The 16,449-nt window shown below is 63.2% G+C and carries 12 protein-coding genes; 7 read left to right on the top strand and 5 right to left on the bottom strand.

All coding sequences use genetic code 11. The annotated features are described in order from the left end of the window. Positions 1–105 precede the first annotated feature (105 nt). The 6 genes from nuoI (at position 106) to nuoN (ending at position 6,483) form a co-directional block, all read left to right on the top strand. The gene (gene nuoI / locus OKC29_RS00400; RefSeq protein ID WP_011705660.1) at positions 106–648 is read left to right on the top strand and encodes an NADH-quinone oxidoreductase subunit NuoI; all 543 of its coding nucleotides are present in this window, start codon (positions 106–108) and stop codon (positions 646–648) included. 10 nt (positions 649–658) lie between these two features. Further along, positions 659–1,207 carry an NADH-quinone oxidoreductase subunit J gene (gene nuoJ / locus OKC29_RS00395; protein ID WP_011705659.1) on the top strand — a complete coding sequence of 183 codons (549 nt, stop codon included), beginning with the start codon at positions 659–661 and terminating at the stop codon, positions 1,205–1,207. Further along, entirely contained in the window at positions 1,207–1,515 is a 309-nt protein-coding gene (nuoK, locus tag OKC29_RS00390) for an NADH-quinone oxidoreductase subunit NuoK (RefSeq protein ID WP_005299823.1), read from the top strand. The genes nuoJ and nuoK overlap by 1 nt, the downstream gene beginning before the upstream one ends. Continuing rightward, positions 1,512–3,359: an NADH-quinone oxidoreductase subunit L gene (gene nuoL / locus OKC29_RS00385; RefSeq protein WP_073349812.1), complete on the top strand. Its 1,848-nt coding sequence runs from the start codon at positions 1,512–1,514 to the stop codon at positions 3,357–3,359. Before nuoK ends, nuoL begins: the two co-directional genes overlap by 4 nt. Before the next feature lie 78 nt (positions 3,360–3,437). Beyond that, positions 3,438–4,958: an NADH-quinone oxidoreductase subunit M gene (gene nuoM, locus OKC29_RS00380; RefSeq protein ID WP_016350413.1), complete on the top strand. Its 1,521-nt coding sequence runs from the start codon at positions 3,438–3,440 to the stop codon at positions 4,956–4,958. A 61-nt stretch (positions 4,959–5,019) separates the two neighbouring features. Continuing rightward, the gene (gene nuoN / locus OKC29_RS00375) at positions 5,020–6,483 is read left to right on the top strand and encodes an NADH-quinone oxidoreductase subunit NuoN (protein ID WP_073349811.1); all 1,464 of its coding nucleotides are present in this window, start codon (positions 5,020–5,022) and stop codon (positions 6,481–6,483) included. A 320-nt stretch (positions 6,484–6,803) separates the two neighbouring features. Here nuoN and purL read toward each other — a convergent pair whose 3' ends face one another. Further along, positions 6,804–10,709 carry a phosphoribosylformylglycinamidine synthase gene (purL, locus tag OKC29_RS00370; RefSeq protein ID WP_162275661.1) on the bottom strand — a complete coding sequence of 1,302 codons (3,906 nt, stop codon included), beginning with the start codon at positions 10,707–10,709 and terminating at the stop codon, positions 6,804–6,806. A gap of 149 nt (positions 10,710–10,858) precedes the next feature. On the opposite strand from purL, the gene mltF reads away from it, so the two are divergent. Continuing rightward, positions 10,859–12,349: a membrane-bound lytic murein transglycosylase MltF gene (gene mltF, locus OKC29_RS00365; protein WP_011705651.1), complete on the top strand. Its 1,491-nt coding sequence runs from the start codon at positions 10,859–10,861 to the stop codon at positions 12,347–12,349. Between the two features lie 358 nt (positions 12,350–12,707). Here the strand turns inward: mltF and OKC29_RS00360 are convergent, their stop codons facing one another. From OKC29_RS00360 to OKC29_RS00345, 4 genes are all read right to left on the bottom strand, one after another. Then, positions 12,708–12,941 (bottom strand): zinc ribbon domain-containing protein, encoded by a 234-nt coding sequence (locus OKC29_RS00360; RefSeq protein ID WP_011705650.1) that lies wholly within the window; start codon positions 12,939–12,941, stop codon positions 12,708–12,710. A gap of 103 nt (positions 12,942–13,044) precedes the next feature. After that, the gene (gene der, locus OKC29_RS00355; protein ID WP_011705649.1) at positions 13,045–14,544 is read right to left on the bottom strand and encodes a ribosome biogenesis GTPase Der; all 1,500 of its coding nucleotides are present in this window, start codon (positions 14,542–14,544) and stop codon (positions 13,045–13,047) included. A 74-nt stretch (positions 14,545–14,618) separates the two neighbouring features. Next, on the bottom strand, positions 14,619–15,803 hold the full coding sequence (gene bamB, locus OKC29_RS00350) for an outer membrane protein assembly factor BamB (RefSeq protein WP_024944077.1): 1,185 nt from the start codon (positions 15,801–15,803) through the stop codon (positions 14,619–14,621). Beyond that, positions 15,796–16,446, bottom strand: a complete 651-nt coding sequence (locus OKC29_RS00345) for a YfgM family protein (RefSeq protein ID WP_073349807.1) — start codon at positions 16,444–16,446, stop codon at positions 15,796–15,798. Before OKC29_RS00345 ends, bamB begins: the two co-directional genes overlap by 8 nt. Between the last annotated feature and the right edge of the window lie 3 nt (positions 16,447–16,449).

Below are 16,449 nucleotides of genomic sequence, written 5' to 3'. Positions count from 1 at the left end.
TGATGCCGTTTGGCTGGAACGTCTGCTTGCCCGCCGCCCTGCATCCCGCTCGGGATGCAGCCGGGACGGGCTGTGGTGCTGATGAATGTGCAGTGAGGCACGACTATGAAAATTATTAACATCATCAAGGGTGTCGGCACCCAATTGCGTAGCCTGGGGATGGTGTTCTCCCATGCCTGGAGCCCCCGCGAGACCCTCAACTATCCGGAACAAGCCGTCTATGCGGCGCCCCGCTATCGCGGCCGCATCGTGCTGACCCGCGATCCGGATGGCGACGAGCGCTGCGTGGCCTGCAACCTGTGTGCGGTGGCCTGCCCGGTCGGCTGCATCTCGCTGCAGAAATCCGAGCGGGAAGATGGTCGCTGGTATCCGGAGTTCTTTCGCATCAACTTCTCCCGCTGCATCTTCTGCGGCCTGTGCGAAGAGGCCTGCCCCACCACCGCCATCCAGCTGACGCCGGATTTCGAGATGGGTGAGTACCGCCGCCAGGATCTGGTGTACGAGAAGGAAGATCTGCTGATAAGCGGCCCCGGCAAGTATCCGGATTACAACTTCTACCGCATGAGCGGGATGGCCATCGACGGCAAGCCGAAAGGGGATGCCGAGAACGAAGCCAAGCCCATCGATGTCAAGAGCCTGCTGCCCTGAGGAGTCAATCATGGAACTGGCATTCTATGCCGCGGCCCTGGTCGCCATTTACAGCACGCTGCGGGTGATCAGCACCAGCAATCCGATGCACGCGCTGCTCAATCTCATTATCTCCCTCATCGCCGTGGCCATGATCTTCTTCTGCCTGGGCGCCTCCTTCGCGGGCGCCCTGCAAGTGATCGTCTATGCGGGCGCCATCATGGTGCTGTTCGTGTTCGTGGTGATGATGCTGAACCTGGGCTCGGCTCAGGATCAGGAAAAGAACTGGCTCACCCCCACCACTTGGGTAGGCCCCGGCCTGCTTTCGCTCATTCTGCTGGGTTTTCTGGCCTACGGCATTCTCGGGGTCACCGGCGGTGAACTCGGTCTGACCGACGTCAGTGCCAAAGCGGTCGGCATCGCCCTGTTCGGTCCTTACGTGCTGGCGGTGGAGCTTGCCTCCATCCTGCTGCTGGCGGGTCTGGTCACCGCCTATCACCTGGGCCGTGAAGACAAGAGCGGGGAAGTGCTCTCCGTGCCAAAAGCCTCGGCACATCCGTCTCAAGAAGGAGGTCAATGATGAACGGAATCCCGATGGAACACGGTCTGCTGCTGGCTGCCGTGCTGTTCTGTATCGGCCTGTGTGGCCTGCTGATACGTCGCAACTTGCTGTTTATCCTCATGAGTATCGAGATCATGATGAACGCGTCGGCACTGGCATTCGTGGTGGCGGGCAGCCGCTGGGCCCAGGCTGATGGCCAGATCATGTACATACTGGTGATTTCTCTGGCGGCAGCGGAGGCCAGTATCGGCCTCGCCCTGTTACTGCTGCTCTATCGTCGTTACCACACCCTCAACGTGGACACTGTGAGCGAGATGCGCGGATGAGCCTCCTATACCTGACTTTTCTGTTTCCGCTGCTGGGATGGCTGGTGCTGGCCTTCTCCATCGGTCGTTTCGGCGAGCGCACTGCTGCGCTCATCGGCGTCGGCAGCATAGGGCTGTCGGCCCTCACTACGCTGTGGGTCGGCATCGATTTCCTCAACACCATGCCAACGGGCGGCGTCTATACCCAGACCCTGTGGCAGTGGATCTCGGTGGGTAAATTCACCCCCACCTTCCGCCTGGCGCTGGACGGTCTGTCGCTGACCATGCTCGGCGTGGTCACCGGGGTGGGTTTCTTCATCCACCTGTTTGCCTCCTGGTACATGCGCGGGGAAGAGGGCTATTCGCGCTTCTTCACCTACACCAACCTGTTCATCACCAGCATGGTGTTTCTGGTGCTGGCCGATGACCTGCTGTTCGTCTACCTCGGCTGGGAAGGGGTGGGGCTATGCAGCTACCTGCTGATCGGCTTCTACTACCGCAATCCGGCCAACGGCGCCGCCGCTCTCAAGGCGTTCGTGGTGACCCGGGTCGGCGACGTGTTCCTCGCCATCGGTCTGTTCGTCCTCTACCGGGAGCTGGGTACCCTCAACATTCACGAGTTGCTGGTACGCGCACCGCTGATGTTTGCCGAGGGTTCCCCTGCCCTGTCGTTTGCCTGTCTGATGCTGCTCGGTGGCGCCGTCGGCAAGTCGGCCCAGCTGCCGCTGCAAACCTGGCTGGCGGATGCCATGGCGGGCCCGACCCCGGTCTCGGCGCTGATCCACGCGGCCACCATGGTGACCGCCGGTGTCTATCTCATCGCCCGTACCCACGGTCTGTTCCTGCTGGCCCCCGAGATCCTGCATCTGGTGGCGCTGGTCGGTGCCATCACCCTGGTGCTGGCAGGCTTTGCCGCCCTGGTGCAAACCGACATCAAGCGGATCCTGGCTTACTCCACCATGAGCCAGATCGGCTACATGTTCCTGGCCCTCGGTGTTGGCGCCTGGGAAGGGGCCATCTTCCACCTGATGACCCACGCCTTCTTCAAGGCGCTCTTGTTCCTCTCCGCCGGTGCCGTGCTCGTCGCGACCCACCACGAGCAGAACATCTTCAAGATGGGGGGCCTGCGCAAGAGCCTGCCGCTGGTCTATGCCTGCTTCCTGGTGGGGGGCTCGGCCCTGGCCGCGCTGCCGCTGGTGACCGCCGGTTTCTACAGTAAAGACGCCATTTTGTGGCAGGTGCAGGCCAGTGGCCAGAGCGCCCTGCTGTGGGCCGGTCTGGGCGGTGCCTTCCTCACCTCCCTCTACACCTTCCGCCTGATCTTCATCGCCTTCCACGGCAAGGAGCAGACCCAGGCTCACGCCGGTCACGGCCTGGCCCATCAGCTGCCGCTGCTGGTCCTGCTGGTGCTCTCCACCGGTATCGGTGCCTTGATCGTACCGCCGCTGGCGGGGGTACTGCCGGCAGGGCCGGGGGATCACATCGAAGAGGGGCGCCATGGGCTGGAGATCACCTCCGCCGTCATCGCCATCGCCGGCATTGCCCTGGCCGCCTTCCTGTTCCTGGGCGAGCGCCGCCTGGCCAGCAGCGTGGCCAACAGCGCGCCGGGCAAGTTGCTCAGCACTCTCTGGTTCAATGCCTGGGGCTTTGACTGGCTTTACGATCAGCTGTGGGTCAAGCCGTATCTGCTGGCGACCCGGCTGCTCGGCAAGGATCCGCTGGACTGGATGATGAACCTGCCGGCCTGGCTGGCACAGAGTGGCCACCAGCTGTTGGCCTGGACCGTTTCCGGCAAGTTGCGCTGGTATGCAGCCTCCATGGGGATGGGCGCCGCCCTGATCCTGGCCCTGCTGCTGCTCGGCTGATCCCGTGATGCAGCCCCTGAACTCGCAGCAGGCCCACGGGCCTGCACAGTGACTAGAACATAGACGAGAGCTGATATCGTGACCTTACTCTGGATCTTGTTAATACCCTTCATCGGCGGTCTGCTCTGTTGGCAGACCGAGCGATTCGGCGAGTACTTCGTACGCTGGGTCGCCCTGCTGTCGATGAGCGCCTGCCTGCTGCTCTCCTGCGCCATCTGGTGGAGCGGTGACTTCACCTTGGCTGCCCAGGGCGGCGTGCCCGTCTGGGCCGCCGAACTGCAACTGCCCTGGATCCCCCGCTTCGGCATCTCATTGCACCTGGCAGTGGATGGTTTGTCGCTGTTGATGGTGATCCTCACCTGCTTCATCGGCGTGCTGGCCATCCTCTGTTCCTGGAAGGAAATCGTGCAGCGCATCGGCTTCTTCCACCTCAACCTGTTGTGGATTTTGGGTGGCGTACTCGGCGTCTTCATGGCGCTGGATCTGTTCCTCTTCTTCTTCTTCTGGGAGATGATGCTGGTACCGATGTACTTCCTGATTGCGCTGTGGGGCCACTCGGTCACCGACGGCAAATCCCGGATCAACGCCGCCACCAAGTTCTTCATCTACACCCAGGTCAGCGGCCTCATCATGCTGGTCGCCATCCTGGGCCTGGTGCTGACTCACCATGCCGCCACCGGCGTGTTCACCTTTGACTATCAGGACTTGCTGAACACCCCGATGAGCAAGGGCGTGCAGTGGCTGCTGATGCTGGGCTTCTTCATCGCCTTCGCGGTCAAGATGCCGCTGGTACCGCTGCATGGCTGGCTGCCGGATGCCCACAGCCAGGCACCGACCGCGGGTTCCGTGGACTTGGCGGGGATCCTGCTGAAAACCGCCGCCTACGGTCTGCTGCGCTTCGCCCTGCCGCTGTTCCCCGAGGCGTCCGCCGAATTTGCCCCCTACGCCATGGTGCTGGGTCTCATCGGCATCGTCTACGGCGCCATCGTGGCGTTCGCCCAGACCGACATCAAGCGGCTGGTGGCCTACACCAGCATCTCCCACATGGGCTTCGTGATGATCGCCATCTACTCCGGCAGCGAGCTGGCCCTGCAGGGCGCCGTGGTACAGATGATCGCCCACGGCCTCTCCGCCGCCGGCCTCTTCATCCTGTGCGGTCAGCTCTACGAGCGTCTGCACACCCGCGACCTGCGTCTGATGGGCGGGCTGTGGGGCCGTCTGCGCTACCTGCCCGGCGTGATGCTGTTCTTCTCGGTCGCCTCTCTGGGGATGCCGGGCACCGGCAACTTCGTCGGCGAGTTCCTGATCCTCATCGGCAGCTTCCAGGTTGCCCCCGTGCTCACCATCATCGCCACCTTCGGGCTGGTGCTGGCCTCGGTCTATTCCCTCATCATGCTGCAGCGCGCCTGCTTCGGTACCCCCAAGGACGAGAGCGTCCTCAAGGGGCTCGACAGCCGCGAACTGGTGATGATGATGACCATTGCCGGTCTCTTGGTGCTGCTCGGTGTCTATCCCCAACCTGTGCTCGACACCGCGGGCAACAGCCTGCTGAGCGTGCTGCACTGGTACGCCCTGCCCTTCGCAGGAGCATTGCAATGAGAGTGACCGCTGTTAAACCGCTGGCCCTGTTGCCTTCCTTGTCCATTACAGGAGCACTGCAATGACCTTCACCGCTTCGCAACTGCTGGCCCTGCTGCCCCTGTTGCTGACAACCGGGGCCATGGTGGCCCTGATGCTGGCCATCGCCTGGAAACGGTGCGATGACACCGCCTTCGTGGTCACCATCGCTGGCCTCAACCTGGCGCTCTTCTCCCTACCCATCGTGATGGCACAGGGAGATCAGGGGGTCACCCCGCTGCTGCAGATCGATGGCTACGCCGTCTTCTACATGGGCTTGGTGCTCATCGGTGCCCTGGCGACCTGTACCTTCGGCCGCTCCTGGCTCAAGGGTTATCCGGACAACCGGGAAGAGTTCTACCTGCTGCTGCTGATCGCCACCGCCGGTGGCCTGGTGCTGGCCGGCTCCCGTCACCTCGCCTCCCTGTTCATCGGGATCGAGATGCTGACCCTGCCGATGTTCGGTCTGGTGGGCTACGCCTATCGCGAGCGCCACTCGCTGGAGGCCAGCATCAAGTACATGGTGCTCTCCGCCGCCGCCACCGCCTTCCTGCTGTTCGGCATGGCGCTGCTCTATGCCCAGGCCGGCAGCCTGAGCTTCAGCGATCTGGGGCTGACCCTGGCCACCACCCCGGCCCACCACCCGCTGCTGATGGGCGGTCTGGGTCTGATGCTGGTCGGCTTTGCCTTCAAGCTCTCCCTGGCGCCATTCCACCTCTGGACCCCGGACGTGTACGAAGGGGCGCCGGCCCCGGTGGCCACCTTCCTCGCCACCGTCAGCAAGATCGCGGTGTTCTGCGTGCTGCTGCGCTTCTACCTGGCGGTGCCCGCCGCCGCGGATCCCATGATCCACTGGCTGCTGGCCGCCATGGCGGTGGTCTCCATCGTCATCGGCAACCTGCTGGCTCTGCTGCAGACCAACATCAAGCGGATGATGGGTTACTCCTCCATCTCCCACTTCGGTTACCTGCTGGCGGTGATCGTGGCGAGCCGTCTCGGCCAGATGCCGGTGGAAGCGGCCGGCGTCTATCTGCTGATGTATCTGTTCACCAGCCTGGGGGCCTTCGGCGTCATCAGCATGATGTCCAGCCCCTATCGCGGCAAGGATGCAGACTCCCTGCACAGCTACCGCGGCCTGTTCTGGCGTCGTCCCTACCTGACCGCCGTGCTGACCGTGATGATGCTCTCGCTGGCCGGTATCCCCATGACGCTCGGCTTCATCGGCAAGTTCTACCTGATCGGGGTAACCGTCGATGCGAAGCTGTGGTGGCTCTCCGGCGCCATCGTGCTTGGCAGTGCGCTGGGTCTTTACTACTACCTGCGGGTCATGGTCACCCTCTATCTGCGCGAGCCCGGCATGCAACTGCGCGACGCCAAGGGGGACTGGGCCATCACCTCCGGTGGTCTGGTGGTACTGCTCTCCGCAGCGCTGGTGGTGGCACTGGGTCTCTATCCCCAGCCGGTCATCAGCCTGGTGCAGGGCTTCCAGCACGTGGTGCTGCACTGATTTCACGCCCCCCAAAAAACCGGCCCAAGTGGCCGGTTTTTTTATCAGCCCAGCGCGCCTCGCCGAGTCCCCACCTCGCCTCTCGGAAGCCTGAGCAGGACGAAACGTTATCTTTCTCGACCGTCGGCCCACAGCCCCATGCCCCGCTACAACTACCGCCCCCCCCTCTCATCTTCGAAGTGGCGGCACCATGAAGCAGCAGCGCGCTGTCTGCCTCGCCCTTTTCCCCCGCTTCCCTTCCGTCCTGCAACGCCCTTTACTTGTCTCACTCCCATAAAAAAACCGGCCACAGGGGCCGGTTTTTTGTTTTCGTTGCGCGCTTAACCCAGACGTACCCGGGCGTTGCGGAACATCCGCATCCAGGCGCCGTCCTCGCCCCAGTTGTCCGGGTGCCAGGAGTTGGCCACGGTGCGGAACACCCGCTCCGGGTGCGGCATCATGATGGTGGCGCGACCGTCGGTGGTGGTCACTGCGGTGATACCCGCCGGTGCGCCGTTCGGGTTGGCCGGGTACTGCTCGGTCACCTGACCGCGGTTGTCGACGAAACGCAGCCCCACCAGCCCGCTCTGTTGCAGCGCGGCCAGGTGAGCGGCATCGCGCACTTCCACTCGCCCTTCCCCGTGGGAGACGGCAATCGGCATCACCGAGCCCGCCATGCCGGCGAAGAAGGCCGACGGGGAGTCCTGCACTTCCACCAGGCTGAAGCGGGCCTCAAAGCGCTCGGAGCGGTTGCGCACGAAGCGCGGCCACAGATCGGCACCCGGGATCAGTTCGCGCAGGTTGGACATCATCTGGCAACCGTTGCACACACCCAGGGAGAGGGTATCGCCACGCTCGAAGAAGCGCTGGAACTGATCGCGGGCACCGTCGTTGAACAGGATGGACTTGGCCCAGCCTTCCCCCGCCCCCAGCACGTCGCCGTAGGAGAAGCCGCCACAGGCTACCAGGCTCTGGAACGCGTCCAGCTTGATGCGCCCCTCGAGGATGTCGCTCATGTGCACGTCTACCGCCGCAAAGCCGGCGCGGTCAAACGCCGCCGCCATCTCCACGTGGGAGTTGACCCCCTGCTCGCGCAGCACCGCCAGACGGGGGGAGACCCCGCGGGCAATGTAGGGTGCCGCCACGTCCTCGGCCGGGTTGTAGCTGAGCTTGGCCTGCAGGCCAGGATCGGCTGCGTCCTGACGGGCGGCATGCTCCTGATCCGCGCACTCCGGGTTGTCGCGCAGGCGCTGCATCTGCCAGCTGGTCTCGCCCCAGATGGTACGCAGGGCGGTGCGGCTGGCGCGGTAAACCTCCTGACCAGCCCGCCGCAGGGTAATGAGATCCCCCTCGCGCACCGTGCCGAGCACGTGGGAGCAAGCGGCCAGGCCGTGACCGGCCAGCAGGGTCATCACCGCTTCCTTGTCTTCACGGCGCACCTGGATGACGGCGCCCAGCTCTTCGTTGAACAGGGCCGGCAGCAGTTCGCCGCCAATGCGATCCAGCTGCAGGTCGAGGCCGCAGTGACCGGCGAAGGCCATCTCCACCAGGGTGACGAACAGGCCGCCGTCGGAGCGGTCGTGGTAGGCGACGAGTTTGCGATCGCTCACCAGCGCCTGGATGGCGTTGAAGAAGCCCTTGAGCTGGACCGGGTTGTCCAGATCCGGCGCCTTGTCACCCAGCTGGCGATAGACCTGGGCCAGGGCGGAGGCGCCGAGGCGCTGCTTGCCATTGCCAAGGTCGATGAGGATAAGGTCGGTCTCACCGAGATCGGTACGCAGTTGCGGCGTGACGGTATTGCGCACGTCCTCCACCCGGGCAAAGGCCGAGATGAGCAGGGAGAGCGGCGAGGTGACGCTGTGCTCCTTGCCATCCTGCTGCCAGCGGGTCTTCATGGACATGGAGTCCTTGCCCACCGGGATGGTAATGCCAAGGGCCGGGCAGAGCTCCTCGCCCACCGCTTTGACCGCCTCGTAGAGGCCGGCATCTTCGCCCGGGTGACTGGCGGCGGCCATCCAGTTGGCGGAGAGCTTGACCCGCTTGAGCGAGCCGATGTGGGCCGGCGCCAGGTTGGTGAGCGCTTCCGCCACCGCCATGCGAGCGGAGGCGGCGTGGGAGAGCAGCGCCACCGGGGTGCGCTCGCCCATGGACATGGCTTCACCGTGGTAGCTGTCGTAGGTGGCGGCGGTGACGGCGCAGTCAGCCACCGGGATCTGCCAGGGGCCGACCATCTGGTCGCGGTTGACCAGACCGGTCACGCTGCGATCGCCGATGGTGATGAGGAAGGACTTCTCCGCCACGGTAGGCAGACGCAGCACCCGCTCGGCAGCCTCGCCCAGGGTGATGCCATCGAGCGCCAGCGGCTTGCCCTGCGCCGGCAGGCTTGCAACCTCGCGGTGCATCTTGGGAGTCTTGCCCAGCAGCACGTCCAGCGGCAGGTCGATGGGGTGGTTGTCAAAGTGCTCATCCGAGAGAGTGAGATGCTTCTCTTCGGTGGCGGTGCCGATGACGGCATAGGGGGCGCGCTCGCGCTCGCACAGCGCCTTGAACAGCGGCAGCTTCTCCTTGGCCACCGCCAGTACGTAGCGCTCCTGGGATTCGTTGCACCAGATCTCGAGCGGGCTCATGCCCGGCTCGTCGTTCGGAATGGCGCGCAAGGAGAAACGACCACCGCGATCGCCGTCGCTCACCAGCTCCGGCATGGCATTGGAGAGGCCCCCGGCGCCCACGTCATGGATGAAGACGATGGGGTTGTCGTCACCCAGCTGCCAGCAGCGGTCGATCACCTCCTGGCAACGGCGCTCCATCTCGGGGTTATCGCGCTGCACCGAGGCAAAGTCGAGATCTTCTGCCGACTGGCCGGAGGCCATGCTTGATGCGGCGCCGCCACCCAGACCGATGTTCATGGCCGGGCCACCCAGCACGATGAGGGCTGCCCCCACCGGGATCTCCCCTTTCTGGACGTGCTCGCTGCGGATGTTGCCGATACCGCCTGCCAGCATGATGGGCTTGTGGTAACCGCGCACCTCGACGCCGTTGTGGCTCGGCACCTGCTCTTCGAAGGTACGGAAGTAGCCGAGAATGGCCGGACGGCCGAACTCGTTGTTGAAGGCGGCGCCGCCGAGCGGCCCCTCCTGCATGATGTCAAACGCGCTGACGATGCGGCTCGGCTTGCCGAAATCCTGCTCCCAGGGCTGCTCGAAGCCGGGGATGCGCAGGTTGGAGACCGAGAAGCCCACCAGACCCGCCTTGGGCTTGGCACCGCGACCGGTGGCACCCTCATCGCGAATTTCGCCGCCGGAGCCGGTGGCGGCGCCCGGGAACGGGGAGATGGCGGTCGGGTGGTTGTGGGTCTCCACCTTCATCAGGATGTCGACGCGCTCCTGATGATAGTGATACTCGCCGCTGGCGGGGCTTGGGAAGAAGCGGCCACCCTGGCTCCCTTCCATCACGGCGGCGTTGTCTTTATAGGCAGACAGGACATGATCCGGTGTCTGCTCGAAGGTGTTCTTGATCATCTTGAACAGCGACTTGGGCTGCTGCTCACCGTCGATGGTCCAGTCGGCGTTGAAGATCTTGTGGCGGCAGTGCTCGGAGTTCGCCTGGGCAAACATGTAGAGCTCGATGTCGTTGGGGTTGCGACCCAGCCTGGTGAAGTTCTCCACCAGGTAGTCTATCTCGTCATCGGCCAGTGCCAGACCGAGCGCCACGTTGGCCTCGGCCAGCGCGGCGCGACCACCGCCCAGCACATCCACCTGGGTGAAGGGGCGCGGCTCGTGATGGGCAAACAGGGCGGCGGCCTCGTTCATCTCGCCAAACACCGTCTCCATCATGCGGTCGTGCAGCACGGCGGCCACGTCGGCACGCTGGGCGGCGCTCAGCTCACCCTTGGCCTGCACGTAATAGGCGATACCGCGTTCGAGCCGCTTGACCTGATTCAGGCCGCAGTTGTGGGCGATGTCGGTTGCTTTGGAAGACCAGGGGGAGATAGTGCCGGGGCGGGGGGTAACGAGAAACAGCTGACCGCTGGGGGTGTGTTCGGGGATGGTCGGGCCGTAGCGCAGGAGCTGGCCCAAGGTCGCTCGCTCCGGGGGCGACAGCGGGCTCGAGAGCTCGGCAAAGTGCACGTATTCGGCATAGACATCCTCTATCTCTACTCCTCTCTCCTGTTTCATCTGCGCGAAGCGTTGCAGCAGTTTTTGGACACGAAACTCAGACAGTGCGGGGGCACCACGCAAGATATCCATATGACCTTTCTCACCAAGTGTTGAAGTGGGGGGGAATTGAGACGCGCGTATTATAGGGATCAGGCCCATGCCGGACAAACGTTTTTCTTGTTTTGCCCAGTGTGACTCGGTGCACACTCTCTGGTATAAAGGTGCCTCTTTTTTGACAAATGCCGATTTTTTCAACAAGGGTACTCACCTACTTGCGCTGCATTTTTCGACTGTTTATCGGGCTGACGTTGCTGCTGACCCTGGTCGGTTGCGACTTCTACACCCCCTCCAGCCAGCTGGAGCAGATCCGCCAGCGAGGCGAGATCCGGGTTGGTACCATCTACGGCCCCACCTCTTATTACCAGCGTGACGACACCGCCCAGGGGTTCGATTACGAGCTGGCGCAGAGTTATGCCGACTGGCTGGGGGTCAAGCTGACCATAGTGCCGGTCTACTCCACCGCCGAGCTGGTGGAACTGCTGAGAAAGGGCAAGCTGGATCTGGCTGCCGCCGCCATCGTGGTCACCCCGGAGCGGCGCCAGCTGTTTCGCTTCGGCCCCGGCTTCTACCAGGTCTCCCCCAAGCTGGTCTATCGCAACGGTTCTCCCAAGCCCAAGGACATCGGCGATCTCAAGGGCAACATAGTGGTGCCGGCCGGTTCCACCGGCGAAGATCTGCTCAAGGAGCTCGCCAAGCAGTACCCCAACCTGAAGTGGAGCACCAATCGGGATGCCGATGTGGAGGAGCTGCTCAAGCAGGTGGCCGACGGCAAGATTGACTACACGGTGGTGCAGGATACCGTGCTGGCCCGCACCCAGCGCTACTACCCCGAGCTCACCGAGGGGATGACCCTGGCCAAGAACCAGACCGTGGCCTGGGCCATGACCAAGCTGCCGGACGACAGCCTCTACGCCAGCATCATCGACTTCTTCGGCCAGCGCTTCATGGACGGCGCCATCGCCAAGCTCGACGAGAAGTACTTCGGCCACGTGCAGAATTTCGACTTCGTCGACACCCGCACCTTCCTGCAGCGGGCCAAGAGCCTGCTGCCCAAGTATCAGGATCTGTTCAAGACCCACGCCAACGTGGTGGACTGGCGCCTGCTGGCCGCCATCAGCTATCAGGAATCCCACTGGGATCCGGAGGCGCGCTCCTACACCGGGGTGCGCGGCATGATGATGCTGACCGAGCCCACCGCCAAGGCGATGGGGGTCAACAACCGGCTGCACCCGGAGGAGAGCATCAAGGGCGGCGCCCGTTATCTGGAGCAGATGATGGAGAAGGTGCCCGCCTCGGTGCCCGATGACGAAAAGGTGTGGTTTGCCCTCACCGCCTACAACATCGGTTACGGTCACATGATGGATGCCCGCCGCCTGACCAAGGAGCTCGGCAAGAATCCCGATGCCTGGAGCGACGTGAAAGAGGTGCTGCCGCTGCTGCAGCAGTCGCGCTGGCATCGCAAGGTACGCTACGGTTATGCCCGTGGCGGCGAGGCGCGCAACTACGTCAACAACGTGCGCCAGTACTACCAGAGCCTGCTCTGGCTCGACAACGAGCAGCAGAAAGCCCACCGCCGTGAAGAGCTGGACGATGATGACAGCAGCGAGCCGCCCAGTGCCGAACGCCCCACCGTCATCGCCGAAGTGGTCAAGCAGATCACCCTGCGCTGATCCCTTGTTGACAGGTTTGTTTTTCGGGTGGTTTCTCTGTTACCATCCGACCATACCGGAGCCTATCCGAAATTGTTTTTATCGCGCTATTTCATCCACTTGCACTCGGGATGACAGCACTTTCAGATAGGCTCCCATCATCACCCAAGGCCGGGATGGCCACCCAATGGGAGGAGACCAAGATGCGAGCTCGCAGAAGAACGACACTGGTCAGAAAAGCAAAGTGCGGCTGGAGCCCCAGACGCAAACTCAAGCTCAATGACATCAAACGCAAGATATGGCGCCGAAACCGCTCCTTCACCTTGCTGATAGCAGAACACACAGCATAAACCCGGCAATCGCCGGGTTTTTTATCGCCTCAATTCCCCGCCAGCGGGCTCACCTCAAACACCACTGCCCGCTTCGATACCAGGCTGTTGCAGTGATTGCAGAAGTAATCCACCGCGCCGCAGGCCTTGAGCCGCTCCAGCTCCTGCCGGCAGGTCGGGCAGAGGGCCCGGATCTGGAAACGGGCCTGGCACTGGCTGCAGGTGGTCTCGCGGCTGCGACTGTCCAGCTCGCCCTGACAGGCAGGGCAGTGAAGGTGACTCATGGTTGGCTCCTCGCAAAGTGAATGTGCAGTGGGCCCACCCACTGCACATTCCCCTCCCCTGGTCCTAGAAAAAACGGCTGCCGGTGAGGGCAGCCGCTGGGCCTTATTTCTTGGCTTTGGCCTTGAGCAGGCGCTTGCGTTGACGCTCCTGGCTCAGGGTCAGGGTATTTTTCTTGCCCTCGAACGGGTTGGCAGACTCCTGGAACTCGACCCGGACCGGCGTCCCCATGATCTTCAGCGACTTGCGGAAGTAGTTGATCAGGTAGCGCTTGTAGGAATCCGGCAAGTCGTTGAGCTGGTTGCCGTGGATCACGATGCGCGGCGGGTTGTAGCCACCGGCGTGGGCATATTTGAGCTTGACCCGGCGACCGTTCACCATCGGCGGCTGGTGGTCTTCCTGCGCCATCTGCATGATGCGGGTCAGCATGGCGGTGCTGGTACGACGGGTGGCGGACTGGTAGGCCTCCTGAATGGATTCGAACAGGTGGCCAACCCCGCTGCCGTGCAGGGCGGAGATGAAGTGTACGCGGGCGAAGTCGATGAAGCCCAGACGACGATCAAGCTCGTTCTTGACGTCCTCTTTCACCTTCTGATCCAGCCCATCCCACTTGTTCACCACCAGTACCACGGAACGGCCGGTGTTGAGCACGAAACCGAGGATGCTCAAGTCCTGATCGGTGATGGTCTCCTGGGCGTCGATCACCAGCAGGCAGACGTTGGCATCTTCAATCGCCTTGAGGGTCTTGATGACGGAAAACTTCTCCACCGTCTCGTGCACCTTGCCGCGACGACGCACGCCAGCGGTGTCGATGATGACGTACTTCTGCTCGTCACGCTCCATCGGGATGTAGACGGAGTCGCGGGTGGTCCCCGGCATGTCATAGACGATGACCCGATCTTCACCCAGCATGCGGTTGGTCAGGGTGGACTTGCCGACGTTGGGGCGACCGACGATGGCAAACTTGATGGGCAGATCGGCGAACGGCGTCTCCTTGGTGTCTTCCTTGGTGTCGAGTTCACCGGCAGCCACCATGCGCAGCAGGGCTTCTTCATCGAAGTCCTCTTCTTCCTCATCCTGCGCGGTTTCTTGTGTGGCGGCGTCGACCAGGGTCTCCAGATGGGGTGCCAGCGCCAGCTCCAGAAGGCTCAGTACGCCACGACCGTGGGCGGCCGCCATCTGGTAGACCTCGCCCAGGGCCAGACCGTAGAACTCGGACACGGCGGAGTCACCGTCGATGCCGTCGGTCTTGTTGGCCACCAGAAACACCTTCTTGTGGGTCTTGCGCAGGTGCTCGGCGATGGCCTGATCCGCCGCGGTCAAACCGGCACGGGCATCCACCATGAACAGCACCACGTCGGCCTCTTCGATGGCCAGCAGGGACTGTTCGGCCATCTTCAGCTCGATCCCCTCTTCGGTGCCATCGATACCGCCGGTATCCACCACGATAAATTCCAGCTCGCCCAACTTCGCCTGGCCGTACTTGCGGTCCCGGGTCAGACCGGGGAAGTCAGCCACCAGGGCATCCCGGGTACGGGTCAGGCGGTTAAACAGGGTGGATTTCCCCACGTTGGGGCGGCCCACCAGGGCTACTACAGGAGTCATAAAAGCCTCATTCTCAAGACGACAAAGGCTCCGGGTCCGAAGACCAGGAGCCGGATATTCAGATTGACGGGCGATCAGGGACGCTTGATAGCGTACAACTTGCCGCCACGGCTCTGCACATACAGGGTGTCACCGTCCACCAGGGGGGCGGCGTACAGACCACTGCTGTCGAGCTGCTGCATGGCCTTGATGGTACCGTCGGTACGATCCAACCAATACAGGTAACCTTCCACATCGCCGACCACCACATAGTCACCCAGGATGACGGGGGCAGTCACGGTGCGGTTTTCCAGCTGGGTATTGGACCACAGCTCGAGACCATTGCGACGGTCAACCGCAAACAGGTGGCTGCGGCTGTCGGTCAGCACGATGGCATTGCCGGTCACCGCCATGTCGCGGTAGCCGGAATACTTGCGCTTCCATACCTCGTCACCGGTCATCAGCTTGCGCGCCATCAGCTGGCCATTATAGGCGATGGCATAGAGCTCATCGCCGGCGATCAGCGGGGTGGCGTCCACATCGACCATCCGATCCAGCTCGGTGGCACCGCGCGGGTCGGCGACCTTGGACTGGCGCACCGGCTGACCATTGCTGAGCAGGGCGATGCCCACCTTGCCATCGGCGCGGCCGTACAGCACGGCGCCGTTGGTGATGATGGGGGCGCCGGCGCTGCGCAGGGTCAACGGCGGCTGTTCTTCCGCCAGCGTCCACTGCAGCTTGCCTTCATCGGTATCGAGCGCCACCAGGCGGCCCGAGGTGGTCAGCACCACCACCCGGCCATCTTCGACGGCAGGGCTCGCCACCACTTCACCCGGCACCGAAGTCTGCCACAGCACTTCGCCGTTCTCCTGGTTCAGGGCGTAGACCACCCCGTTCTCGGAACCCAGGAACAGCTTGCCGTAACGGGATACCAGGCCACCGGAGAGACGGGCGCTGCGCTTGTCGGCGTTGATCGGCAAGTCAGCCAGATCCACGCTCCACAGCTCCTTGCCGCTTTCGCGGTCAAAGGCGGTCACATCGCCATCGCGAGCGGCGGCATAGATGCGCTCCTCTTCCACCACCGGCTTGAGCTGGGAGTAGAAGTCGCCGATGCCGTCACCCACCGAGGAGGACCAGCTGGTATCGGCCGTGAAGGCGGACTCGACCTTGGGCAACGGCGCCATCGGGTTGAGATCCTCTTCCGAACTGAACAGGGAGCACCCCTGCAGGGCGAAGGAGACCGCAGCCCCCAACACCACCATCTTGAACAGATTACGCATCCGGAGCCTCACCCGTGGTCACCGCTGGCAACGCCAGATCGTCCATTTTCAGCCTGAGCTCGGCGCTGCCCTGCAGGCCGCCGGCATCGGCCGCCGCCTGATAGGCATCGCGCGCCTCTTCGGCCTTGCCCTGCTTGAGCAGCACGTCGCCGCGCACTTCCGCGACCTGGGCCTTGAAGGCATCGTTGTTGATCTTGCCAAGCTGGGCCAGCGCCTCGTCAGCCTTGCCCTGATCGTTCAGAACCCGGGCCAGACGCAGGGCAGCGATGGGACGGATGCTCTCGTCACCGCTGGTGGCCACCTGAGTCAGCTGCTCGGCAACCAGATCCAGCTTGCCGGCCTTGACAGCGGCGGCGGCCAGCTGCAGGGCAGCCAGTTCGGCATAGGAGTCACCCTTGTGGGCGCTGATGAAGCTTTGCGCCTGCTCGAAGCCGGCGGCATCACCCTTGGCCAGCTGGGCAGCCATTTCGTTGTAAGCCTGGGAGGCGGCCTCCTGGCTGGTCTGCTGATGCTCGTTGTAGTAGCGCCAGCCAAAGAGTCCAACCAGACCGATAACAGTTCCTGCGATCACCGAGGTTCCGTTCTCTTTCCACCAGCTCTTGATGACCTCAACCTGTTGTTCTTCGGTGGTATAAACTTCCACAGC

The sequence above is a fragment of the Aeromonas sp. QDB34 genome (assembly GCF_027705405.1).
Lineage (GTDB): Bacteria > Pseudomonadota > Gammaproteobacteria > Enterobacterales > Aeromonadaceae > Aeromonas > Aeromonas hydrophila.
The sequence above is the reverse complement of the archived record's forward strand: the minus strand, read 5'-3'. Positions and strand labels throughout refer to the sequence as shown.